We start from the raw sequence: 23,158 nt of genomic DNA on the forward strand, positions 1-23,158 counted from the left end.
AAGCCCCGCCTTTACAAAGAAAAAAATGATACGTTTCCTACAAGTAAGCCTGATGCGCGGCATCAAACCGTTGCTCGAACAAGTCGACGTCACCCTCAATCCGGGCGACAAGATCGGCCTGATCGGCGCCAATGGCGCGGGCAAGTCGAGCCTGTTCGCCATGATGCGTGGCGAACTGCACCCTGACCAGGGCGAGATCGATTTCCCCGCCAAATGGCGCGTGGCTTACGTGGCGCAGGAAACCCCGCCGCTGGACCGCGCCGCGCTCGACTACGCCATCGACGGCGACGTCACCCTGCGTAAACTCGAAGCGGAACTGGCGCGCCTGGAAGCGGAGCCGGCGACGTCGGAAAACGGCATCGCCATCGGCGAAATCTACAGCGCGCTGGCCGATGCCGACGCCTATACCGTGCAGTCGCGCGGCGAGCAACTGCTGCTGGGCCTGGGCTTCACGCTGGACCAGATGCAGCAACCGGTGGCCAGCTTCTCGGGCGGCTGGCGCATGCGCCTGAACCTGGCGCAAGCGCTGATGTGCCCGTCCGACCTGCTGCTGCTCGATGAACCGACCAACCACTTGGACCTGGACGCCATCATCTGGCTGGAAGACTGGCTGAAACGCTACGCCGGCACCTTGCTGATCATTTCCCATGACCGCGACTTCCTCGATGAAGTCGTCAACGTGGTCGTGCATATCGACGAGCGCAAGCTGAAACGCTACTCGGGCAACTATTCGAGCTTCGAGCGCCAGCGCGCGGCGCAGATGATCCTGGCCGCCGGCGCGCTGGAAAAGCAGCAGCGCAAGCGTGCCCACCTGGAATCGTTCGTCAACCGCTTCAAGGCGCAGGCTTCCAAGGCCCGCCAGGCGCAGAGCCGCATGAAGGCGCTGGCGAAGATGGAAGAGCTGGCACCCTTGCGCGCCGCCGCCGAATTCTCGTTCGAATTCCGCGAGCCTTTGAGCGCGCCGAACCCGCTGCTGGTGATGGAAGACGTCGACGCGGGCTACAAGATCGAGAACGAGGCGACGGGCGAAATCACGCACAAGACCATCGTCAACGGCATCAAGTTTTCGCTGCAGATCGGCCAGCGCATCGGCTTGCTGGGCCAGAACGGCGCCGGCAAATCGACCCTGATCAAGACCATCGCCGGCGAACTGATGCCATTGACGGGCGACGCCACCCTGGGCAAGGGCCTGAACATCGGCTACTTCGCCCAGCACCAGGTGGAAATGCTGCGCCACGACGAATCGCCGCTGTGGCACTTGTCGAAGATCGCGCCGACCACGCGCGAGCAGGAACTGCGCAACTTCCTGGGCGGCTTCAACTTCCCCGGCAACATGGTCACCAGCTCGATCGCGCCGTTCTCCGGCGGCGAAAAAGCCCGCCTGGCGCTGGCCCTGATCGTCTGGCAGCGTCCGAATTTGCTGCTGCTCGATGAACCGACCAACCATCTGGACCTGGAAACGCGCGAAGCGCTGACGGAAGCGCTGGCGCAGTTCGAAGGCACCCTGGTCGTCGTCTCCCATGACCGCCACTTGCTGCGCGCCACCACGGACGAATTCATCATCGTTGCCGACGGCAAGCTGCAGCCGTTCGACGGCGACCTGGACGACTACAAGGACTGGCTGTTCAAGACCAAGCTGGGCAAGGGCACGGACGTGCTGCCGGCCGCCGGCAAGGCCAACAAGACCGACTTCCCCGTCGTTTCGCCGGTAGCCGCCGCCCCGGCCCCTGCCGCGCCCGTGCGCGACAAGCGCAAGGAAGCGGAAGAGCGCCAGAAAACGGCCGCCCTGCGCAAGCCGATCGAAAACAAGATCAAGCGCCAGGAAGAGCAGATCGCCAAGCGCAATGCGCAAAAGGCGGAAACGGACGCCAAGCTGGGCGAGCCGAGCATCTACGACGCCGCCAACAAGGCCAAGCTGAAGCAGTTGCTGGCCGACCAGACCTTCTTCACCAAGGACCTGGCGCAGCTGGAAGCGGAATGGCTCGATTTGCAGGATCAGCTGGAAAAGCTGGGCTGACGCAGCACCCAAAGACGACCCGCGGGTCGTCTTTTTTTTAGGCTATGTCACCGTATCATGCCGCCTGCATGGGGCTGCTGCTGCGGATGGCCATCAGGCGGTCGATGTCGACGAGGATCAGGCGGCGCCCCGCCACCTGGCCCACGCCCAGCAGATAGTCGGCTTCCGTCTCGCCCAGGCCCGGCACGGCGGCGATATCGCCATCGGCCAGGCTGACGATATCGGTGATGCCGTCGACCACCATGCCCATCACGCCGCTGCTCAATTGCAGGATGATCACGTCGGTGGTGGGATCGGGCGCGCCGTGGGCGCTGCCGAACGCGGCGCGCATGTCGACGATGGGAATGATCATGCCGCGCGAGACGGCCACGCTTTGCAGCACTTCCCCTTCCGAGGAAAAACGGTCGAGCTCCTTGAGCGGGCGCAATTCCCGCACGCAACGGTAATCGAGGCCATATTCCAGCCCCCCCAGCCGAAAACTCAGATACTGCACGGAGACAGGTTCCGCCGTTCCTGCGGCGCCAGGCGTCATCGTGGGCTGCATGGTGTTCCTTTCATCCGGTAAGCGCTGCCAGGATGCGCAGTGGCGCAACGATGCAACTTTGGCCTCATGCTAACGGGCATCGCTACAGGCGTGCTTGAGAAACATCAACTTTCCCGGAAGACATCAGTGCAGGCAGGCACGACCTTGCGCCGGCGCAGTGCCGCCGTCTTGCCTTACAATAGCCGTATCGTTTTCCCACAGGCAGGCCATGCAACACCTCGTCAACCCCGCTGAAGTTGAATTCTCCGCCATCCGCGCCCAGGGTCCGGGCGGGCAGAACGTCAACAAGGTCTCCAGCGCCATCCATCTGCGCTTCCCCATCGCCGCCTCGTCGCTGCCGGAAGCGTACAAGGAGCGCCTGCTGGCCCTGCGCGACAGCCGCATCAGCAAGGATGGCGTGCTGGTGCTCAAGGCGCAGCAGTCGCGCAGCCAGGAGCAGAACAAGGAAGAGGCCTTGCGGCGCTTGCAGGAAATTATCGACAGCGTGACCTTTTTGCCGGCCGTGCGGCGCGCCACCAAGCCCACGCGCAGCTCGCAGCGGCGCCGTCTCGACAGCAAGAGCACGCACAGCGTGTTGAAACAGTCCCGCGGCAAGGTCACCGACTAAATGCCTGACCCAAGCTGCTGCGCATCGCGAGTTGCGGCCTGCGATGCTCACTGTGCAGTCGCACAGCTGCGCTTCTCCGCCACAACTCGTTGCCGCTCGCGACGGTTTTGTCTGGCATGTTAAGGCGGCGGCGCATACGTCCAGTCCAGGCTGCCCGTGCTGTCCGCGAACACCAGCTGCGTGGCCGGCGTGGCGCTGCGCAGCAAGGCCTTGATCTCTTTCGGCGGCCGGTCGTAGACCCTGGCCGGCCCGTGCGGCACCACCATGGCCCGCACCGTCGTTTCGCCGTCGACCAGCCCCAGCGTGCAATGCGACAGGCCGGCCATCGCCTGGCGCTCCACGCGCAACTGCTCCACCAGCGCCAGCATCTGCCCCTGCGAGATTTCCGACTGTTTCACTTCCAGCCGCAAGCGCGCCACTTCCTTCAGGACGGGCGCGATGCGCGCGGCCAGCTTGTCGTACTGCACTTGCTGCGCCGGCTGCAGCTGCAATTCGCCGCGCCGCAACTGGCCCGCCAGCAGCAAATAATTGCGCACTTCGGGCAACTGCGCGATGGCGTCGATTTCCTGCTGGCGCTTGTGCTGCATCTGCAGGAATTGCGCGGCCCTGGCCAGGCTCTCGGCGATTTTCTGCTCCAGCGCGCTCAAATCGGGCACCAGCGGGAACACCAGCATGTCCACCTGCTTGCGCGGGCCGGCGCTGCCGATGCGGATGGTGCGCGCCGCCACGGCGCAGCCCTCGGCCAGTTCGATGACGACGTCATCGGCGATGATCTCGCAATTGCTGGCATGGTCGATCACCACGCGCGTGCCGGCGATGACGCAGCTTTCCGCGCGCTGCAAGTGCACTTCGCCGCTCAGCGCCTGCACCACGGAACCGGACGCCACGCCCGCGATGCGCACGTCGCCATGCTCATTGAAGGCCGTGCCGCCCACCAGGTTGTGCTCCAGCAGGATCAGTCCGCCATGCGAGTGCAGATGGCCATACACGTCGCCGTGGATGGTGATGTCGCTGCCATCGACCAGGCGCTGTTCCTGCACCTCGCCATATTCCTCGTAGGCGGCGCGCAGCTTCAAGTTGCCCGTGGTGCGGCTGCTGACGCCTTCGCGGCTGACGATCTTGTTCTCGATCGATATCTTGCCGTGCTCATCGACGTTCACATAGCCATCCACGGTGGCCACGACGAAGTCGCCATCGCTGAAGTGCTCCACCTGCGTGCCGGCGCCGGCGACGGTCGCCAGGTCCAGTTCCAGCGGCGCCGGTGGCGGCAGCACATTGCCCGCCAGGTCATAGCCGGGCAAGCCGGGCGCGCCCGGCAGCAGGCGCAGCAGGCGCGCGTGTTTCTTCACTTGCGGAAAGCGGTTCTTGAAGCTGAGCAGATCCAGGCGTCCGTCGGGCCGTTCGCGCGGCGCATCGTCGCGGTGGATGCCTTGCGACACTTCGACCAGCTGGGCGTCGCGTCCCGGCTGCGGCGCCAGCGCGCGCGCCACCGTGATGCGTTCGGCCTTGCCGGCGTCGAGCAGAGCGCGCACGGCCAGGCTGTCGAGGCCGTAGCGCACGCCCTTGCCCCACAGGTCGGCCACCAGCTCGTCAAATTCGCGGCGCGCCGGCGCCTCGCCGTCCGCGTCGAGGGGCAGCGGCTCGAAGTAAAACTCGGCGCTGTCGCCGCGGATCTTGACTTGCTTATACAGCAGGCGGCGCTGGGGCGGGAATGGCGCCACGCGGGCAGCGATGCGCAGCAAGGCGTCGCCCTTCGGCGCGGCGCGCGGTGCCGGGGCGTGAAACAGGGTCAGCAGGAACAGGGCGTAATCGAGACCGGCCAGCAACTGCCCGGACTGGAACAGCTGCTCGACGGCGGCACGCAGCTGCACGGGCGCCAGCGACAGATCCAGGAACACGCCGCCGTCGCGCTGGAGCAGGCCGCGCGGCAAGCCGCCGGCCTGGACCGCATCAGGAACGGGTGTGTTCTCGTCGCTCACCACTTGCCTCCCCAATAAGAGAATTGCTTCTGTGCACTGGAACAATATCACGGGGAATGGCCGCGTGCCGAAATCAGCCGAATTGGGGCGGCAAACGTGAAAACAGGGCCATGTGCATGCACAAGGCCCTGTCTCGGATAGGGTCGGGAAAAATCAGCGGCGCGGCGGGTTCGAGTAAATATCCTGGCCCACTTCGTTGATCTGGCGCCGCAGGTCGCGGCGTTCATCGGGCGTCATGCGGCCCGTGCGGCGCGCAGCGTCGGCGCCGTCGTTGTTGCGGCGCTGCTCTTCGGCGCGCGTGTCGAAGCTGCGTGCGTCACGCTGTTCGCGCAGTCGCGTATCATTGCTATTGCTGCGCTGTACCTGCTCATACCGCTGGGCCTGCAACTGCTGCTGGTCGTCGCGGCGCGGCGGCGGCTGGTTTTGAGCCTGCGCCAGGCTGGTCGACAATATGCAGCACGCGGCAAACGCGGACAGCACGGACGAAGTTGCGCGTGCGGCGATCGCTGCGCTGGGAGCGGTGTGAATTTTTTTAGTAAAGATATTCATTGAGTTCCTCTTCCGCGATGCCGTATACACTTAAAGCTGATTTCCACTGTGGCCCCAGTGTATGATGCTTTACACGGTGCAGTAAGAGTAATTGGGTAAAGTTTGTAACAGTTTGTAATGGGTCGCCGCAGCCCCTTGTGGGTGCCGCGCGAGGCGTTACTATAGCAACCAATATAAGATAACACGACACCTTAAATGACCACAACCTCCACTACCGGCAGCAATACAACAACGCAATCCATCCACGGCCACCAGGCCAAAATCATGGTAGTGGATGACGATGTGCGCCTGCGCGATCTGCTGCGCCGCTATCTGACCGAACAGGGATTCAATGTCTTTACGGCCGAGAGCGCCACTGCGATGAACAAGCTGTGGCTGCGCGAGCGCTACGACCTGCTGGTGCTCGACCTGATGCTGCCGGGCGAAGACGGCCTGTCCATCTGCCGCCGCCTGCGCGGCGCGGGCGACCAGACGCCGATCATCATGCTCACGGCCAAGGGCGAAGACGTGGACCGCATCGTCGGCCTGGAAATGGGCGCCGACGACTACCTGCCGAAACCTTTCAACCCGCGCGAACTGGTGGCCCGCATCGGCGCCGTGCTGCGCCGCAAGGGGCCCGACGAAATCCCCGGTGCGCCATCGGAAACGCCGCAAACTTTCGAGTTCGGCGACTTCGTGCTGGACCTGGGCACGCGTACCCTGAAAAAGAATGGCGAAACGGTGCCGCTGACGACGGGCGAGTTTTCCGTATTAAAAGTGTTTGCCCGCCATGCGCGCCAGCCCCTGTCGCGCGAGAAACTCATGGAACTGGCGCGCGGCCGCGAATACGAAGTCTTCGACCGCAGCCTGGACGTGCAGATTTCCCGCCTGCGCAAGCTGATCGAGCCAGACCCGTCGAGCCCGCTGTTCATCCAGACCGTGTGGGGCCTGGGCTACGTCTTCATCCCGGACGGACAGCCGCGCTGATCGCAGGCGAGGCATGATGAAGCTTGTTCCCGATATCAGCCTGGCACGGCTGAAAAGCGGCCTGTTCTGGCGCACCTTTTTGCTGCTCGGCACCCTGACCTCGGTCAGCATGATCACCTGGATCGGCATGATTTCCGTCGTCCAGCGCGAGCCGCAGGCGCAGCAGATTTCCGCCCAGATCATTTCCGTCGTCACCATCACGCATGCGGCGCTGACGCACTCGGCGCCCGAGCTGCGGCGCGAGCTGCTGTTCGACCTCGTCAGCAATGAAGGCATCCGCATCTTCTCGCTGGAAGAGGACGACCGCATCGACCCGCCGCCCGACAATTACCTGATGCCCGACATCGAGGCGCTGGTGAAAGCCAAGCTGGGCAAGGACACGCGTTTTTCCGCCCGCGTCAACGGCGTGGCCGGCTTCTGGGTCAGCTTCAAGATCGACGACGACGAATACTGGCTGATGCTGGACCGCGACCGCCTGCGCGGCCTGACGGGCTTCCAGTGGCTGGGCTGGGCCAGCCTGGTATCCCTGCTGTCGCTGCTGGGCGCGGCCATCATTTCCAGCCTGATCAACCTGCCCCTGTCGCGCCTGACGGCGGCCGCGCGCGACATCGCCAAGGGCAAGCAGCCGGCGCCGCTGCCGGAAAAGGGCCCGATCGAAATCATCGAGGCGAACCGCAGCTTCAACCAGATGGTCGACGACCTGAAGCAGGTGGAATCGGACCGCGCCGTGATCCTGGCGGGCATTTCCCACGACCTGCGCACGCCGCTGGCGCGCATGCAGCTGGAAGTGGAAATGGCCAACCTGTCGGACGAGGCGCGCGAAGGCATCCAGTCCGATATCGGGCAGATGGACGCCATCATCGGCCAGTTCCTCGATTACGCCAAGCCGACGGAAACGTCGAGCTTTACCGATGTCGACCTCAGCGGTTTGCTCAATGACATGGCGCGCGAAGCCATGCGCCTGCCGGACGTCAAGCTCACGGCCGACATTGCGGAAGGCGCGCATGCGATGGGCAATCCCACCGATCTGCGCCGCGTGCTGAACAACCTGATCGAGAATGCGCGCCGCTATGGCAAGACGCCGGGCAGCGACGTCACGGAAATCGACATCGCCTGCCACGTGCGCACCAGCCATGGCGCGAAAAAAGTGATTATCGAGGTGCAGGACCACGGCACGGGCGTGCCGACGGAAAAGATCGAGCAGCTGATGAAGCCGTTCACGCGCCTCGACACGGCGCGCGGCCAAGCAAATGGCGCCGGCCTCGGCCTGGCCATCGTCGACCGCGTGCTGCTGCGCCACGGCGCGGAACTGCAGGTGCGCAACCGCGAAGGCGGCGGCCTGGCATTCCAGATCAGCTTGCCTGCCGTGTAACGCGACATGGCGTTAACACGGCACAGTGAACGGCACGGGCGTGCCGTTCACTCGCTTCACGCCGGCGCCTGCTCCTGCGCCAGCAATTTATTCATCAGCAATTCCGTCGCCCCGTAGCCGTACAGGGAATCGCTTTCCATGCCTGGCGTGTCGAAGGGGATCGATTCCTCACGGTCCAGCTTGGCTGGATCGGCGTCCGCATAGCTGGCGCGCCAGGCGCGCTGCAGGGATTCGTTGCGGCGGATAAAGGCCGGCATGGGCCAGGCATCGCGCTCCCAGTGGCGGCTGTCGCCCAGCAAGGGCCAGCGCTCGTTGAGCAGGGCCATGTCGCCCGTGCGCAGGCGGCGCACGGCCTGTTCCGGCCGCAAGCCTTCCAGCTCATCCAATGCGGGCAAGCTGTCGCGCTTGGGCCCGAACATGTACGCCAGCATGATGCGCCCGGCAGGCGCCGTACGCGCCACCACGCCGACGGCATAGCCGCCGCCCGGCAGGGGCACGGCAAACCAGCTGCCTTCTCGGTATGGTAATGATTTCATCTCTGCAAACTCCCCCAAAATCGTGTTCGGGGCACAGTCTACGCGAAACAAGGCGGGTGTGGCGTATGGTACGCCACGGCAACAAACCAAGAGTTACAGAACCTTCTCATCGTAATGGTACTGGGCGACGATAGGGCCGGCCTTGAACAGCGCCTCCTTCATTTCCTTGTCCAGGCGCGCGTCGCGGCGGCGCATCCATTCGAGCAGCATGGCCGCTTCCTTGCGGCTGGTGTCGCCCGCATGCGCCAGCACGCGGCGCAGTTCCGGGTCCGTGCACGCTTCGAAGCGCTGGCTGTTCAAGTCCAGCGCCTGCAGCGCGGCGATGGTGGCGCCGATGGCGCGGTGCATGTCCAGCGCGGTAGCGGGCAAGTCGGATTCTTCGAGTGGGACGGTAGTCATGCGGATTCCTTTGCGCAGGTGAGTGGTGGCATCGGCTGCATTCTCCGCCGCGCGGGCGAAAAGCTCAAGCGTCCACGACACGTTTCCACCCGTTCGGCCATAATCATGGCTCAGCATTAGCCTACACAGCGGGAGCCCCATGTTCAATTTCGACTTTTACAATCCAACGCAAATCCTCTTCGGCCAGGGGCAGATCGCCGCCATCACGGCGCTGATCCCGCCGCAGGCCCGGGTGCTCATGACCTACGGCGGCGGCAGCATCCGGCAGAACGGCGTCTACGATGAAGTCAAGGCGGCGCTGGCGGGCCACACCGTGCTGGAATTTGCCGGCATCGAACCCAATCCCAGCTACGAAACGCTGATGCAGGCCGTGGCCCTGGTGAAAGGCGAGCGCATCGACTTCCTGCTGGCCGTCGGCGGCGGTTCCGTGGTCGACGGCACCAAGTTCATCGCCGCCGCCGCCCTGCATGAGGGCGACGCGTGGGACATCCTGGCCAAGGGCGGCAAGATCGTCGAAGCCGCCCTGCCCTTCGGCACCGTGTTGACCCTGCCGGCGACGGGCTCCGAAATGAATGGCTCGGCCGTGATCACGCGCAAGGTGACGCAGGAAAAGCGCTCGTTCATGAGCCGCAAGGTGTATCCGAAATTTTCCGTGCTGGACCCGACGAAAACGTTTACCTTGCCGCTGCGCCAGATCGGCAACGGCGTCGTCGATGCCTTCGCGCACGTGATGGAGCAATACCTGACCTACCCCGTCAACGCCTGCGTGCAGGACCGCTTCGCCGAAGGCATCCTGCTGACCCTGATCGAGGAAGGCCCGAAGGCGCTGTCGCAGCCGGATGACTATGACGTGCGCGCCAACGTGATGTGGAGCGCCACCCTGGCCTTGAACGGCCTGATCGGCGTGGGCGTGCCGCAGGACTGGTCCACGCACGCCATCGGCCATGAATTGACGGCCCTGTACGAACTCGACCACGCACAGACGCTGGCCATCATCCTGCCCAGCATGCTGCGCGTGCGCAAGCAGGCCAAGCGCGCCAAGCTGCTGCAATACGCGGCCCGCGTGTGGGGACTCGATGGCGGCGACGAGGACGGCCGCATCGAGGCGGCCATCGCCCGCACGGAATATTTCTTCCGCCATATGGGCGTCAAGACGCGCCTGGCCGACTACGGCCTGAACCATGCCAGCGTGGACGCCGTCGTCGCCGCGCTGGAAGCGCATGGCATGACGGCCCTGGGCGAGCAGCGCGAAGTGACGCCGGACATCAGCCGCAAGGTATTGGAACTGAGCCTGTAGCCCCGTTTGCAAATTCGCGCGACACTGTTGTAAAACGGTCAGCCGGGTGGGACAGCTGGCCGTGGTTCATGCTAAGCTATCAATTCGCTAGGGGTCCTGGAGCAGTTATCCGGGTGAGAGATACCCTTCGTACCTGATCTGGATAATGCCAGCGAAGGAAAGCGCAAAGTACCTCCCTCCTTTGATAGCTCCTGCGTTGGCGCCAGCCGAACAAGCAGCCTGCCGTGCTCTTCACCGAGACGGCTTGAACCACGAGCAATCTATGTCCACACCGAATTTATCCCGCCCTGTATTGACCCTGGCTATCCTGCACGCGTTTGCCGCACCAGCCTTTGCCGCGCACAACACCGCCGAGACCGCCGCCGATCCGCAGGCACAGAGCATGGCCGAAGTGGTCGTCACGGCCAGCAAGGCCCCGGCCGCCAAGCGCGCCGCCGTCGGCGGCTTTTCCGACGCGCCGCTGCTGCAAACGCCGGCCGCCGTCACCGTCATCGGGCAAAAGGAACTGCAGGACCTGCAAATCCGCAACCTCAGCGATGCCGTCAAGCTCGACGCCAGCATCAACGAGTCGTACAACGCCGTCGGCTATGCGGAACAGTTCACCATCCGCGGCTTCAAGCTCGATACGAACTCCAGCTACCGCAAGGATGGCGTGGCGATTCCCGGCGATACGCAAATTCCGCTGGAAAACAAGGAACGCATCGAAGTGCTGAAAGGCCTGGCCGGCCTGCAGGCGGGCGTGGCCGCGCCGGGCGGCGTCATCGACTTCATCGTCAAGCGCCCCACCAACGCGCCACTGCGCAGCGTCACCGTGGAAGCGCGCGAGCGGGGCACCCTGTACGGCGCCGTCGACCTGGGCGGACGCCTGGAAGACAAGCGCTTCGGCTACCGCATCAATGTGGCGGCCGAGCGCCTGCGCTCCTATATCCAGGGCGCCGATGGCAACCGGAAATTCATTTCCGGCGCCTTCGACTGGCAGATCTCGCCGCAAGCCCTGCTGCAACTGGACGCCGACTACCAGGACAAGGCGCAAGTAACGGCGCCCGGCTTCCAGCTGCTCAGCAACGGCAGCCTGCCCGCCAACGTCAGCGCCGACACCATGCTCAACAAGCAGCCGTGGACGCACCCGGTGGAAACCGTCACCAGCAACCTGGGCCTGCGCTTCCAGTACGCCTTCAATGACGACTGGCACGCCACCTTGTCGGCCAACCAGCACTCATTCAAGCGCGACGACTACACGGCCTACCCGTATGGCTGCAGTCCGGAAGGCTGGAACCCCGTGTTCTGCAGCAACGGCGATTTCTCCGTGTGGGACTTCCGCAGCCTGGGCGAGACGAAAAAACCGCTGAGCGCGCAAGCCATGATCCAGGGCAAGTTCGCCACGGGCAGCCTGCGCCACGAATTCACGGCCGGCGTATCGTACTTCAACCGCAAGGACCGGGCCGGCAAATACGTGTATGACGAAGTGGGCATCAGCAACATCTACCGCCCTGTCATCGTCGCCCCCTCCGATGGCGTCACGGGCCCCGTGCGCCTGGTGCGCAACGACAAGGAAAAATCCGTCTTCGTGCAGGACATCGTCAGCCTGGCACCGAACTGGAAGCTGCATGGCGGCGTGCGCCATATCGATGTCGACGGCTATCAGTACGTGCTGAAGGCCGACACGGAAATCCGCGCCAAGCATGACTTCCTGCTGCCGAACGTGGCGCTGGTGTACAACCCGCAAGACAATATCGCCGTGTACGCATCGTATTCGCAAGGCATGGAACATGGCGGCACGGCCGACCGCTACGCGGAAAACGCCAACGTGGAACTGACGCCGAGCCGCTCGAAGCAGATCGAATTGGGCGTGAAGGCGGACCTGACGCCGGACTTCATGGTGGCCGCCAGCCTGTTCCAGATCCGCAAGGGCCTGGAATTCAACCAGTACCTCGACAGCAGCATGAGCACCTACAACTTCGTGCGCGCCGGCCAGGCCCAGCACCGCGGCCTGGAATTGTCGGCGCAGGGCAAGGCCAGCGCCAGCCTGAACCTGGGCGCATCCATCACGGCCCTGAACAGCCAGCAGTCCGGCACGGGCAGCGCCGACTACGATGGCAAGCGCGTGCCCAACGTGCCCGCCTTCAAGGCGGCCGTGCGCGCCGACTACGCCGTGCCGCAAGTGGCGGGCCTGAACGTCAACGGCAGCTGGGAATATGCGGGCAAGAAGGCGTTCGAGAACAACAACACCACCTTCGTGCCGTCGTACAGCGTGTTCAATCTGGGCGCCGCCTACGCCACGCGCCTGGCCGGCACGCCCGCCGTGCTGCGCGCCACCGTCAATAACGTGACGGACAAGTTCTACTGGCGCGACGTGACGCCGGAAGCAGGCGGCTACCTGTTCCCGGGCGCCAGCCGCACCTTGAAGGTGTCAGCGCAGTTCGACTTTTAAGCGAGGGGATGGGCAGGCGCTGCATCGAGCGCCTGCTGCAGCAAGGGCGCCGCCTGGACCAGGCGCGCTTCCAGGCTGTCGTGCAGCACGTGGTAGACAATGCCGCGCGCGTCGAGTTCCTCCAGCAGCATGCGGTAGATCAGCTGGCGCACGGCTTCCGACTCGCGCTGCAAGCCGTCGGCCACCCACGGGCTGTCGGGCGCCGTCACCAGGGTGAGGTCGTAGCGCGTGGCAGCGGCCAGCGCCGCCAGCCGCGCATCGGCGCCGGCAAAATAATGGCGGCTGTAAACCACCGTCATCAGCGGCGTCGTGTCGCAAAACAGGAAATGGCGCGCCTGCGCGCTTGCCGCCGCTTCCCGTTCGACTTGCGTGCGCGCGATGCCGTACTGGTCGGCGGCCACAGGCACCCGGCCCTGCGTCTCGACGAATTCGCGCAGGTATTCCGGCACCCAGACCGTGCCGTAGCGCTCGGCCAGGGCGGCCGCCAGGGTCGACTTGCCCGACGATTCCGCGCCCAGGATGGCCACGCGCACGCAGCGCCCCATCACTTGAGGACCATGGCGTCAGGCGCGGCCGGCGCCGATTTTTTCCACGCCAGCAAGCCGATGACCGCCATCACGACAAAGAATCCATACAGCACGGCCGTCAGGGTCAGGCCCTTGTGCAGGTACAGCCACACGTACAGCACGTCGACGATGATCCAGGCGATCCAGTTTTCCAGCTTCTTGCGCGACAGCAGGAACTGCCCCACCAGGCTGCCTGCCGTGAGGAAACCGTCAGCATGGGGCACATCCGTATCGGTCGTCGTCAGCAGCCAGGCGATGAGCAGAAAACCGGCAAGCCAACCCGCGGCGCAAGCCAGCCAGCCGCGGCCATCGAGGCGCGTGACGGGCAGGGTCTTGCCGCCGCTGACGGGGTGCAGCCATTGATACCAGCCCCAGAACGAGACGCTGATGAACAGCAGCTGCAAGGCCATGTCGCCATACAGGCGCGACTCGAAGAACACGAAACCGTAGGCGCCCGAGGAAATGATGGCAAACAGCCAGGCCCAGTGGTTCTGGCGGATGTTCAGCGCAACGGTTGTCAATGCCAGGACAAAGGAAATCAGTTCAAGCGGCGTGGTGGCAAAACCCAGCAGGAGAAGCGTATCGTTCATGGGAATCGTGATGAGGCGGGTGGCGCAGTATGCAATACGGTAGTTGAATAAGCAAGGACATGCCGATCAGCCAGGCTTGCCAGGCCGGTGCGAAGCTCGATGTTTCAATAGAAAAATGTTTACTAAAATAAATCTATTTATGGCAACATCAAACCGTTCACCTGCCATGCCATCTGGCACTGCGAATGGCTGGCTTTCGCCGACAAGGACGAGATCAGATTGCCCCCGTCCATCTATGAGGAGCTTACATGCGTACTACCGTATTCCTGGCTGCCATGCTGGCCGCCGGCTGGGCCCAGGCCGACTGGGTGCCTACCCTGGCAAGCAATAACCATGTGGTCACGATCAGCTATGGCGGGGGCACGGGGACTTATCGGGAGGGTGCCAGAAACTACGATGGCCGGATTTATCAATTCGCCGCGCAGATGCGCGGTGCGCATGCCGTGTTCGAGAACGCGCTCAACACGGTAGTCGCCGCGAAAGTGGCGGAACAAGGCATCACGTTCAGAGGGGGCAGCATCACGGGCAATCTGCACGCACGCATGCAGCCCATCGGTAACAATACGATACTCATGAGTCTGGATGGCATCAATTACGCGGCACGCAGCAGCTATTCGGGCAAGCGCCTGGGTTTTATCACCTTCGATTGCGTGAACACCTTCACGGCCAACAACATTTCAATCACCGGCCAATATGGCGCCAACAATGGCGCGCTGGCCCCGAGCGTGGGCCTCAACTCGAACGTCAATTCATCGACGGACTGCGATTCCAACCTGTCCTGGATCTTGCCCATCGTTGGCGACCTGCTGGTGAACAAGGCCACCGGCATCCTCGACGGCCGCCTGGAAGATGGGGCGCGCCAGGCGATGAACAATGTTAAAGATAAACTGCTGTTCGTTCCCGATGCCATTTGGGGCGTTGGCCTGAATAACCTTCTGACTTCGTCCGAGAATGGCGTGCGTTTGCCGGACGGCACGCCATTCAACCTGGGCCTGTATGTGGCCAATAATATGGACTATGTACTGGGCAACAGCCAATTCGACATGCAATTTGGACGCGGCCTGGAAATCAAGACCAAGCCAGGCACCAGCGCACCGCCAGACGGCCCGGTCCAGGCCAATATCCTGTTGCTGACCGTGACTTCGCCCGCGATGACGTTTTCAATCCAGATCAGCGAAGAAGCGATCGTACGCTGGAACTGGAAATGCCCTGCCAACTCGCCGCAAGGCGGCTGCCGGGAACCATAAACGGCGGCGCCGGCGAATGTCGACAACGATGGCAGGCAGCCGCAGCAGGCTGCCTGCGCGTCACACAAATCCCTCCTCGACGGCGCGCGCCAGCGAACGCTGCACGATCAGCTTGTGGAAGGGCCGGATCAGCAGGATATATGCGCGTCCCACCCGGTTGTGGCAGTGCACCACGCTGGCCAGGGTCACGCTGCCATGCCTGCCCGCCTCCCGGTTGCGCAGCACCGACAGCCGGAAGTCCAGGTGGCTGTCATCCTCGCCCACGATGATTTCGTCGTCGCTGACGCTGTAAATGCGGAAGATGCCGATGCGTTCGCCACGCCTGGCCTCCATCTGCCTGGACGTCTTGATGCCAAACAGTGCGACGATGGCGTCGCGCACCACCATCAGCCAGCGCGCCCAGCGCGGCTGGCTGCCCAGCAGGATGCGCGCCAGGCCGGGCATATCCATCCGCCGCGCCTGTTCGGTCGGCAAGGCGACGGCATACGCGTCGGCCAGGTTGCTGCCTGGGTACAGGGACGCGATGCCGGCGCCGGGCGGCAGGTCCACGGCGCGTACCACGTTGTTCATCTCTTGCATGCGATCTCCATGTGTTCAGTGATAACATGGCCATCATACACCACAATGTGAACAGCGATAACATGCAATGACAACAGCGATGACTACAGTGAACACTTACCATCACGGCAACCTGCGCGACACCTTGGTGGCCACCGCCATCGCGCAACTGGCGCAGCAGCACGACGCCGCTCTCTCGCTGCGCGAACTGGCGCGCACGGTGGGCGTGTCGATCGCCGCCGTGTACCGCCATTTCCCCAGCAAGGAAGCCTTGCTGGCCGAGGTGGCCGCGGCCGGCTTCGCCAGCCTGGTCGCCAAATGGGAAACGGAATTGCCGCCGGCCGGCAGCCTGCCCGCCGAACAGCGTTTCCAGCTGCTGGGCCAGCAATACATCGAATTCGCCCTGGCCGCGCCCGCCCACTACCGCCTGATGTTCGAGCACCAGGACGTGCGCCAGTTCCCCGTCCTGCAAGAGGCGGCGCAAGCGTGCTTCCAATATGTGCTGAAAACGGCGGGCGCGGCCGTGCGCGAAGCGGGCGCCGACCCGCGCTGGGAACGTGCCGCCGCCAGCGCCGGCTGGTCGCTGGGACACGGCTACGTGATGCTGCTGCTGAGCGGCCGCCTGGCCATGACGGACGGCGGCGACGAACTGTCGCCGGCCATGGTGCCGCGCTTTTTTCAATTGCCGGTGGAGGCACTGACGTCAGCACCGCTGTCCTGAATCCTGTCCATATCCATTATGAAAGAGATCGTGAACGTCAAGCCTTAGACGGTATCCGCCATGGACGCATCCATCCAATGCCACGTCACCTCGTCGTCGGGCAAATCGAGCAGCCAGTCGCGGCGCGGTTGCGGGAACGGCGCGCCCTGGATCAGCCAGGCCTGGCGCCAGTACTGGTTGACGTTCGCCTGCAGCGGATGGTCGGCCGCTACCCAGGGTTGCCAGACGCCGCTGACGGGACAGGCTTGTGCGCAAGGGCAGCTCAACCATGGCTCGGGTCGCGCCACCTCGCGCAGCAAGCCGCGCGCGGCGCGCGGTTCCACCGCGCCATGGTTGTGCCGTATCGTCAGGCACTGTTCCCATGTCACGCCGCCATAACGCCTCTTGCCGGCGGCATCCGCCACATCGAAATGGCGGAACGCTACGCCTGCGTGCACCAGCTGGGCCGGCTGGGTCAAGCCCTGCCCTGGGGCCGGTTGCCAGTACGCGGAAAATGGCGCGCTCGCCGCGTCGCTGTGCAAGCCGGTGGGCCGCAGCGCATACTCGGCGGCCAGGAAATATGGTTCTTGCAACAGCGAGGCGGCGCTTGGCTTCGGAATGGCCGATGACGGGCTGACGCCCATGGCCACGTCAAGCAGGCTCTTTCGTTGACCATCCCAGGGCGGCAGATCAGCTGGTGGCAATGGCAAGATTTTATCGAGGTTCGGAAAGCGGCGATTGGGGTTGAAGCCGAGGGCACGACCAAGTACGCCATAACGTTCTGCCCGTGCTTTATCAATATATGGAACCTGCATATTTGCAAGATCAAACGGATCGCCGAATTCGATCTTGAGTTTGGTTGCGCATTTCCCGCAGCCCAGCCTCACTCCAGTATGTAATACTTGCAAGGCGCGTTCTTTTGTTTCAGCTGTTCTTTTCCCATCAGACGTGCCGTCAGGCGTTCTTAATACAACATATAAATAAGATAAATCATATGCGGACGGGCCATATCCCTGCCCCAGCGCGCACTCCATCATCTTGATTGCTACAGGAATATTCCCCCACATTTCGGCACCCGGATAATCCTTTCCTGCAGTGAGTTTTTCTCCTAAATAACCCATCGCTTGCGGATTACCCATCTGCGCCGCCTTTTGCCAGAAGGAATAAGCCCGAGTGGAATCGCCTGCCACGCCCGTACCATTCGCATAATATGTTCCCATCCGGTCATACGCCGCCGGTATCCCCAGCAGCATCGCCTTTTCCACCAGTTGCACCGCCTCTTCATTACCATGTGAGGGATCGCGCCCTTCCACATACAGGCTGGCCAGATTGAGCATCGCCTTCCAGTGCAACCGCTCTGCCGCCTGACGCGTCAGATCGAGGATCTTTTTGTAATCGCGGTCTTCCACAAAAATTTCAGGATCTTCCAGGGCGCGTGCTTCGAGAAACCACTCCTCGGCTTGCGCATCGATGGGAGGTACCTTGCTCGACTCGGTTTCACAGATAAAATCCGCAACATGTGGATTGAAGAGGGGCAGGCTTTGGTTGCGTGGCAAGACGTCTTCTTTGTCGTTTGGCATTTTGCAAGCAAGCAGGCAGCACAAGAAAATAGACGATGCGCAGCATCCTCTCGCGGCAGCCATGCCGGATTGATTCCAAATCATTGCGTGCTCCATCGCTGCGGCATGGTGTTATCCCATATCAGGAAGGGACGCATCCATCAAATGCCACGTCACCTCGTCGTCTGGCAAATCGAGCAACCAGTCGCGGCGCGGTTGCGGGAACGGCGCGCCCCGGGTCAGCCAGGCCTGGCGCCAGTACTGGTTGACGTTCACCTGCAGCGGATGGTCGGCCGCTACCCACGGTTGCCAGACGCCGCTGACGGGACAGGCTTGCGCGCCAGTGCAGATCAACCATGGCTCGGGCCGCGCCACCTCGCGCAGCAAGCCGCGCGCGGCGCGCGGTTCCACGGCGCCGTGGTTGTGCCGTATCGTCAGGCACCGTTCCCACGTCACGCCGCCATAGCGCCTCTGGCCGGTGGCATCCGCCACATCGAAGTGGCGGAACGCTACGCCTGCGTGCACCAGCTGGGCTGGCTGCGTCAAGCCCTGCCCCTGGGCCGGTTGCCAGTACGCGGAAAATGGCGCGCTCGCCGCGTCGCTGTGCAAGCCGATGGGCCGCAGCGCATACTCGGCGGCCAGGAAATATGGTTCTTGTAACAGGGAGGCGGCGCTTGGCTTCGGGATTGCCGGTGGCGCGCTGACGCCCATGGCCGCGTCAAGCAGGCTCTTTCGTTGACCATCCCAGGGCGGCAGATCGGCTGGTGGCAATGGCAAGATTTTATCGAGGTTCGGAAAGCGGCGATTGGGATTGAAGCCGAGGGCACGACCAAGTACGCCATAACGTTCTGCCCGTGCTTTATCAATATATGGAACCAGCATATTTGCAAGATCAAACGGATCGCCGAATTCGATCTTGAGTTTGGTTGCGCATTTCCCGCAGCCCAGCCTCACTCCAGTATGTAATACTTGCAAGGCGCGTTCTTTTGTTTCAGCTGTTCTTTTCCCATCAGACGTGCCGTCAGGCGTTCTTAATACAACATATAAATAAGATAAATCATATGCGGACGGGCCATATCCCTGCCCCAGCGCGCACTCCATCATCTTGATTGCCACAGGAATATTCCCCCACATTTCGGCACCCGGATAATCCTTTCCTGCAGTGAGTTTTTCTCCTAAATAACCCATCGCTTGCGGATTACCCATCTGCGCCGCCTTTTGCCAGAAGGAATAAGCCCGAGTGGAATCGCCTGCCACGCCCGTACCATTCGCATAATATGTTCCCATCCGGTCATACGCCGCCGGTATCCCCAGGAGCATCGCCTTTTCCACCAGTTGCACCGCCTCTTCATTACCATGTGAGGGATCGCGCCCTTCCACATACAGGCTGGCCAGATTGAGCATCGCCTTCCAGTGCAACCGCTCTGCCGCCTGACGCGTCAGATCGAGGATCTTTTTGTAATCGCGGTCTTCCACAAAAATTTCAGGATCTTCCAGGGCGCGTGCTTCGAGAAACCACTCCTCGGCTTGCGCATCGATCGGAGGCACCTTGCTTGCCTCGGTTTCACAGATAAAATCCGCGACATGTGGATTGAAGAGGGGCAGGCTTTGGTTGCGTGGCAAGACTTTGTCGTTTGGCATTTTGCAAGCAAGCAGGCAGCATAAGAAAATAGACGATGCGCAGCGTCCTCTCGCGGCAGCCATGCCGGATTGATTCCAAATCATTGCGTGCTCCATCGCTGCGGCATGGTGTTATCCCATATCAGGAAGGGACGCATCCATCCAATGCCACGTCACCTCGTCGTCGGGCAAATCGAGCAGCCAGTCGCGGCGCGGTCGCGGGAACGGCGCGCCCTGGGTCAGCCAAGCCTGGCGCCAGTACTGGTTGACGTTCGCCTGCAGCGGATGGTCGGCCGCTAGCCACGGTTGCCAGACGCCGCTGACGGGACAGGCTTGTGCGCAAGCACAGCTCAACCATGGCTCGGGTCGCGCCACCTCGCGCAGCAAGCCGCGCGCGGCGCGCGGTTCCACGGCTCCATGGTTGTGCCGTATCGTCAGGCACTGTTCCCACCTCACGCCGCCATAACGCCTCTTGCCGGCGGCATCCGCCACATCGAAATGGCGGAACGCTACGCCTGCGTGCACCAGCTGGGCTGGCTGCGTCAAGCCCTGCCCCTGAGCGGGTTGCCAGTAGGCCGAAAATGGCGCGCTCGCCGCGTCGCTGTGCAAGCCGGTGGGCCGCAGCGCATACTCGGCAGCCAGGAAATATGGTTCGTGCAACAACGAGGCGGCGCTTGGCTTCGGAATGGCCGGTGGCGGACGCACGCCCTTGGCGGCATGCAGCAAGGTATCCCTGTCACCATTCCAGGGGGGCAGATCGGCTGGGGGAAGCGGTAATACCTTGTCCAGATTGGGAAAGCGGGCATTGGGATTGAATCCCAATTCACGATTTAATACCGCATAACGTTCGCCGCGCGCTTTGTCAATGAACGGCACTAACATGTCGGACAAATTAAAAGGTTGGCTAAACTCTATCGAGAGATCGCGTGCGCACTGCGCGCAACCCAGGCGAACACCTTCATGTAAAATTTTTAGTGCACGGTCTTTTGTTTCTGGCGTCCGATGATCGCCAATTATTGTGCCATCTGCAGTTCTTGGCGCAGCATATAAATAGTATAAATCGTATGCCGCTGGACCATAACCTTGGGCAACCGCACATTCCAACATTTTGGTCGCTACAGGAATATTCCCCCACATTTCAGCACCCGGATAATCCTTTCCTGCAGTGAGTTTTTCTCCTAAATAACCCAGCGCTTGCGGGTTGCCCATCTGCGCCGCCTTTTGCCAGAAGGCATAAGCCCGAGTGGAATCGCCTGCCACGCCCGTACCATTCGCATAATATGTTCCCATCCGGTCATACGCCGCAGGTATGCCCAGCTGCATCGCCTTTTCTACCAGTTGCACCGCGTCTTCCTTACCATACAAGGGATCGCGCCCTTCCACATACAGGCTGGCCAGATTGAGCATCGCCTTCCAGTGCAAACGCTCCGCCGCCTGACGCGTCAGATCAACGATTTTTTTGTAATCGCGGTCGTCCACGAAAATTTCAGGATCTTCCAAGGCGCGCGCTGCGAGGAACCAATCCTCGGCTTGCGCATCGATGGGAGGCACCTTGCTCGCCTCGGTTTCACAGATAAAATCCGCGACATGGGGATTAAAAAGCGGCAAGCTCTGGTTGCGTGGCAAGACTTTGTCGTCTGGCATTTTGCAGGCAAGCAGGCAGCACAAGAAAATAGACGATGCGCAGCATCCTCTCGCGGCAGCCATGCCGGATTGATTCCAAATCATTGCGTGCTCCATCGCTGCGGCATGGTGTTATCCCATATCAGGAAGGGACGCATCCATCAAATGCCACGTCACCTCGTCGTCGGGCAAATCGAGCAGCCAGTCGCGGCGCGGTCGCGGGAACGGCGCGCCCTGGGTCAGCCAGGCCTGGCGCCAGTACTGGTTGACGTTCGCCTGCAGCGGATGGTCAGCCGCTACCCACGGTTGCCAGACGCCGCTGACGGGACAGGCCTGCGCGCCAGTGCAGATCAACCATGGCTCGGGTCGCGCCACCTCGCGCAGCAAGCCGCGCGCGGCGCGCGGTTCCACGGCGCCATGGTTGTGCCGTATCGTCAGGCACTGTTCCCATGTCACGCCGCCATAACGCCCCTTGCCGGCGGCATCCGGCACATCGAAGTGGCGGAACGCTACGCCTGCGTGCACCAGTCGGGCCGGCTGGGTCAAGCCCTGCCCTGGGGCCGGTTGCCAGTACGCGGAAAATGGCGCGCTCGCCGCGTCGCTGTACAAGCCGGTGGGCCGCAGCGCATACTCGGCGGCCAGGAAATATGGTTCTTGCAACAGCGAGGCGGCGCTTGGCTTCGGAATGGCGGGCGGCGGGCTGACGCCCATGGCCGCGTCAAGCAGGCTCTTTCGTTGACCATCCCAGGGCGGCAGATCGGCTGGTGGCAATGGCAAGATTTTATCGAGGTTGGGAAAGCGGCGATTTGGATTGAAGCCGAGGGCACGACCAAGTACGCCATAACGTTCCGCCCGCGCTTTATCAATGTATGGAACCAGCATATTTGCAAGATCAAACGGATCGCCGAATTCAATCGTGAGTTTGTTTGCGCATTTCTCGCAGCCCAGCCTTACTCCAGTATGTAATACTTGCAAGGCACGCTCTTTGGTTTCAGCTGTTCTTTTCCCATCAGACGTGCCGTCAGGCGTTCTTAATACAACATATAAATAATATAAATCATATGCGGGTGGGCCATATCCCTGCCCTAGCGCGCACTCCATCATCTTGATTGCCACAGGAATATTCCCCCACATTTCGGCACCCGGATAATCCTTTCCTGCAGTGAGTTTTTCTCCTAAATAACCCAGCGCTTGCGGATTACCCATCTGCGCCGCCTTTTGCCAGAAGGAATAAGCCCGAGTGGAATCGCCTGCCACGCCCGTACCATTCGCATAATATGTTCCCATCCGGTCATACGCCGCCGGTATCCCCAGGAGCATCGCCTTTTCCACCAGTTGCACCGCGTCTTCTTTACCATACAAGGGATCGCGCCCTTCCACATACAGGCTGGCCAGATTGAGCATCGCCTTCCAGTGCAAACGCTCGGCCGCTTGACGCGTCAAATCGACGATTTTTTTGTAATCGCGGTCTTCCACAAAAATTTCAGGATCTTCCAGGGCGCGCGCTGCGAGGAACCAGTCCTCGGCTTGCGCATCGATCGGAGGTACCTTGCTTGCCTCGGTTTCACAGATAAAATCCGCAACATGCGGATTGAAGAGGGGCAGGCTTTGATTGCGTGGCAAGACTTTTTCGTTAGGCATTTTGCAGGCGATTAGAGAAATAAAGAAAAGAACTGCCAACACAACAGATGGCAGGCGGAAAAAAACGGTATCGTTTTTACTCATAATCAGCCCAGGCGTATGGTGGAGCTGCGTTTATCTTCCAGTGGCAGCAGGAAACCGGTCATTTTCTTTAAAAGTGCATCTTCAGATTTATCCCATTTTTTCTTGCGATTTTCGCCCATCAACTCCACCCACTTCCGATAAGCGCCCACAATCTCCGCCTTCGTCCCGCCCCCACCGTCGACCATCCCGCCGCTATGCATGCGCCACACCCGCTTGCGCAAATCGCGGGCCACGCGATAGTCGACGGTGGCGATATTGATTTCGCTGTCGACG

General features: G+C 62.1%; 20 protein-coding genes, 1 pseudogene and 1 riboswitch. Of the genes and pseudogenes, 8 read left to right on the forward strand and 13 right to left on the reverse strand.

What is annotated here, in order from left to right; genetic code table 11:
- Positions 1–25: 25 nt before the first annotated feature.
- Entirely contained in the window at positions 26–2,017 is a 1,992-nt protein-coding gene (locus ACZ92H_RS07375) for an ATP-binding cassette domain-containing protein (RefSeq protein WP_131372861.1), read from the forward strand.
- A gap of 55 nt (positions 2,018–2,072) precedes the next feature.
- Here ACZ92H_RS07375 and ACZ92H_RS07380 read toward each other — a convergent pair whose 3' ends face one another.
- A complete protein-coding gene (locus ACZ92H_RS07380) occupies positions 2,073–2,561 on the reverse strand; it encodes a chemotaxis protein CheW (protein ID WP_131372859.1) in 489 nt (162 codons plus the stop codon).
- A 208-nt stretch (positions 2,562–2,769) separates the two neighbouring features.
- On the opposite strand from ACZ92H_RS07380, the gene arfB reads away from it, so the two are divergent.
- The gene (arfB, locus tag ACZ92H_RS07385) at positions 2,770–3,168 is read left to right on the forward strand and encodes an alternative ribosome rescue aminoacyl-tRNA hydrolase ArfB (RefSeq protein ID WP_034749850.1); all 399 of its coding nucleotides are present in this window, start codon (positions 2,770–2,772) and stop codon (positions 3,166–3,168) included.
- A 119-nt stretch (positions 3,169–3,287) separates the two neighbouring features.
- Here arfB and ACZ92H_RS07390 read toward each other — a convergent pair whose 3' ends face one another.
- Together ACZ92H_RS07390 and ACZ92H_RS07395 are read right to left on the reverse strand one after the other, a co-directional pair.
- The gene (locus ACZ92H_RS07390; protein WP_465048836.1) at positions 3,288–5,147 is read right to left on the reverse strand and encodes a flagellar assembly protein A; all 1,860 of its coding nucleotides are present in this window, start codon (positions 5,145–5,147) and stop codon (positions 3,288–3,290) included.
- A gap of 153 nt (positions 5,148–5,300) precedes the next feature.
- On the reverse strand, positions 5,301–5,696 hold the full coding sequence (locus tag ACZ92H_RS07395; RefSeq protein WP_465048837.1) for a hypothetical protein: 396 nt from the start codon (positions 5,694–5,696) through the stop codon (positions 5,301–5,303).
- A 264-nt stretch (positions 5,697–5,960) separates the two neighbouring features.
- Here ACZ92H_RS07395 and ompR point away from each other — a divergent pair, with 264 nt between their 5' ends.
- Both ompR and ACZ92H_RS07405 read left to right on the forward strand, forming a co-directional pair.
- Positions 5,961–6,662, forward strand: coding sequence for an osmolarity response regulator transcription factor OmpR (ompR, locus tag ACZ92H_RS07400; protein ID WP_223278807.1), 702 nt, complete (start codon positions 5,961–5,963; stop codon positions 6,660–6,662).
- Positions 6,663–6,675: 13 nt separating this feature from the next.
- A complete protein-coding gene (locus tag ACZ92H_RS07405; protein ID WP_131372853.1) occupies positions 6,676–8,034 on the forward strand; it encodes a sensor histidine kinase in 1,359 nt (452 codons plus the stop codon).
- Positions 8,035–8,090: 56 nt separating this feature from the next.
- Here the strand turns inward: ACZ92H_RS07405 and ACZ92H_RS07410 are convergent, their stop codons facing one another.
- Entirely contained in the window at positions 8,091–8,570 is a 480-nt protein-coding gene (locus ACZ92H_RS07410; protein WP_465048838.1) for an Imm26 family immunity protein, read from the reverse strand.
- Positions 8,571–8,663: 93 nt separating this feature from the next.
- Positions 8,664–8,969, reverse strand: coding sequence for a ferritin family protein (locus ACZ92H_RS07415; RefSeq protein ID WP_465048839.1), 306 nt, complete (start codon positions 8,967–8,969; stop codon positions 8,664–8,666).
- Between the two features lie 139 nt (positions 8,970–9,108).
- Between ACZ92H_RS07415 and ACZ92H_RS07420 the strand changes: the two genes are divergently transcribed.
- Both ACZ92H_RS07420 and ACZ92H_RS07425 read left to right on the forward strand, forming a co-directional pair.
- A complete protein-coding gene (locus tag ACZ92H_RS07420) occupies positions 9,109–10,266 on the forward strand; it encodes an iron-containing alcohol dehydrogenase (RefSeq protein ID WP_465048840.1) in 1,158 nt (385 codons plus the stop codon).
- Positions 10,267–10,345: 79 nt separating this feature from the next.
- Positions 10,346–10,443, forward strand: a riboswitch (TPP riboswitch).
- A gap of 85 nt (positions 10,444–10,528) precedes the next feature.
- Positions 10,529–12,697, forward strand: a complete 2,169-nt coding sequence (locus tag ACZ92H_RS07425) for a TonB-dependent siderophore receptor (RefSeq protein ID WP_465048841.1) — start codon at positions 10,529–10,531, stop codon at positions 12,695–12,697.
- Here ACZ92H_RS07425 and ACZ92H_RS07430 read toward each other — a convergent pair.
- Positions 12,694–13,242, reverse strand: coding sequence for an AAA family ATPase (locus tag ACZ92H_RS07430; protein ID WP_465048863.1), 549 nt, complete (start codon positions 13,240–13,242; stop codon positions 12,694–12,696). The genes ACZ92H_RS07425 and ACZ92H_RS07430 overlap by 4 nt on opposite strands.
- The gene (gene pnuC, locus ACZ92H_RS07435; RefSeq protein WP_131372845.1) at positions 13,242–13,853 is read right to left on the reverse strand and encodes a nicotinamide riboside transporter PnuC; all 612 of its coding nucleotides are present in this window, start codon (positions 13,851–13,853) and stop codon (positions 13,242–13,244) included. The genes ACZ92H_RS07430 and pnuC overlap by 1 nt, the downstream gene beginning before the upstream one ends.
- 248 nt (positions 13,854–14,101) lie before the next feature.
- Here pnuC and ACZ92H_RS07440 point away from each other — a divergent pair, with 248 nt between their 5' ends.
- A complete protein-coding gene (locus ACZ92H_RS07440) occupies positions 14,102–15,100 on the forward strand; it encodes a hypothetical protein (protein ID WP_131372843.1) in 999 nt (332 codons plus the stop codon).
- Positions 15,101–15,160: 60 nt separating this feature from the next.
- On the opposite strand, the gene ACZ92H_RS07445 is transcribed toward ACZ92H_RS07440, so the two are convergent.
- Positions 15,161–15,679, reverse strand: a complete 519-nt coding sequence (locus ACZ92H_RS07445; RefSeq protein WP_465048842.1) for a DUF2867 domain-containing protein — start codon at positions 15,677–15,679, stop codon at positions 15,161–15,163.
- Positions 15,680–15,758: 79 nt separating this feature from the next.
- Between ACZ92H_RS07445 and ACZ92H_RS07450 the strand changes: the two genes are divergently transcribed.
- Positions 15,759–16,379: a TetR/AcrR family transcriptional regulator gene (locus ACZ92H_RS07450; RefSeq protein WP_465048843.1), complete on the forward strand. Its 621-nt coding sequence runs from the start codon at positions 15,759–15,761 to the stop codon at positions 16,377–16,379.
- A 44-nt stretch (positions 16,380–16,423) separates the two neighbouring features.
- On the opposite strand, the gene ACZ92H_RS07455 is transcribed toward ACZ92H_RS07450, so the two are convergent.
- From ACZ92H_RS07455 to ACZ92H_RS07475, 5 genes and pseudogenes are all read right to left on the reverse strand, one after another.
- Positions 16,424–18,022 (reverse strand): tetratricopeptide repeat protein, encoded by a 1,599-nt coding sequence (locus tag ACZ92H_RS07455; protein WP_465048844.1) that lies wholly within the window; start codon positions 18,020–18,022, stop codon positions 16,424–16,426.
- A gap of 27 nt (positions 18,023–18,049) precedes the next feature.
- Positions 18,050–19,642 (reverse strand): tetratricopeptide repeat protein, encoded by a 1,593-nt coding sequence (locus tag ACZ92H_RS07460; RefSeq protein WP_465048845.1) that lies wholly within the window; start codon positions 19,640–19,642, stop codon positions 18,050–18,052.
- Between the two features lie 27 nt (positions 19,643–19,669).
- Positions 19,670–21,265, reverse strand: coding sequence for a tetratricopeptide repeat protein (locus tag ACZ92H_RS07465; RefSeq protein WP_465048846.1), 1,596 nt, complete (start codon positions 21,263–21,265; stop codon positions 19,670–19,672).
- A 27-nt stretch (positions 21,266–21,292) separates the two neighbouring features.
- A complete protein-coding gene (locus ACZ92H_RS07470; protein ID WP_465048847.1) occupies positions 21,293–22,885 on the reverse strand; it encodes a tetratricopeptide repeat protein in 1,593 nt (530 codons plus the stop codon).
- Between the two features lie 2 nt (positions 22,886–22,887).
- Positions 22,888–23,158, reverse strand: a pseudogene (locus ACZ92H_RS07475) (phospholipase D-like domain-containing protein); the annotation flags it as partial.

The organism is Janthinobacterium foliorum, from assembly GCF_978021625.1.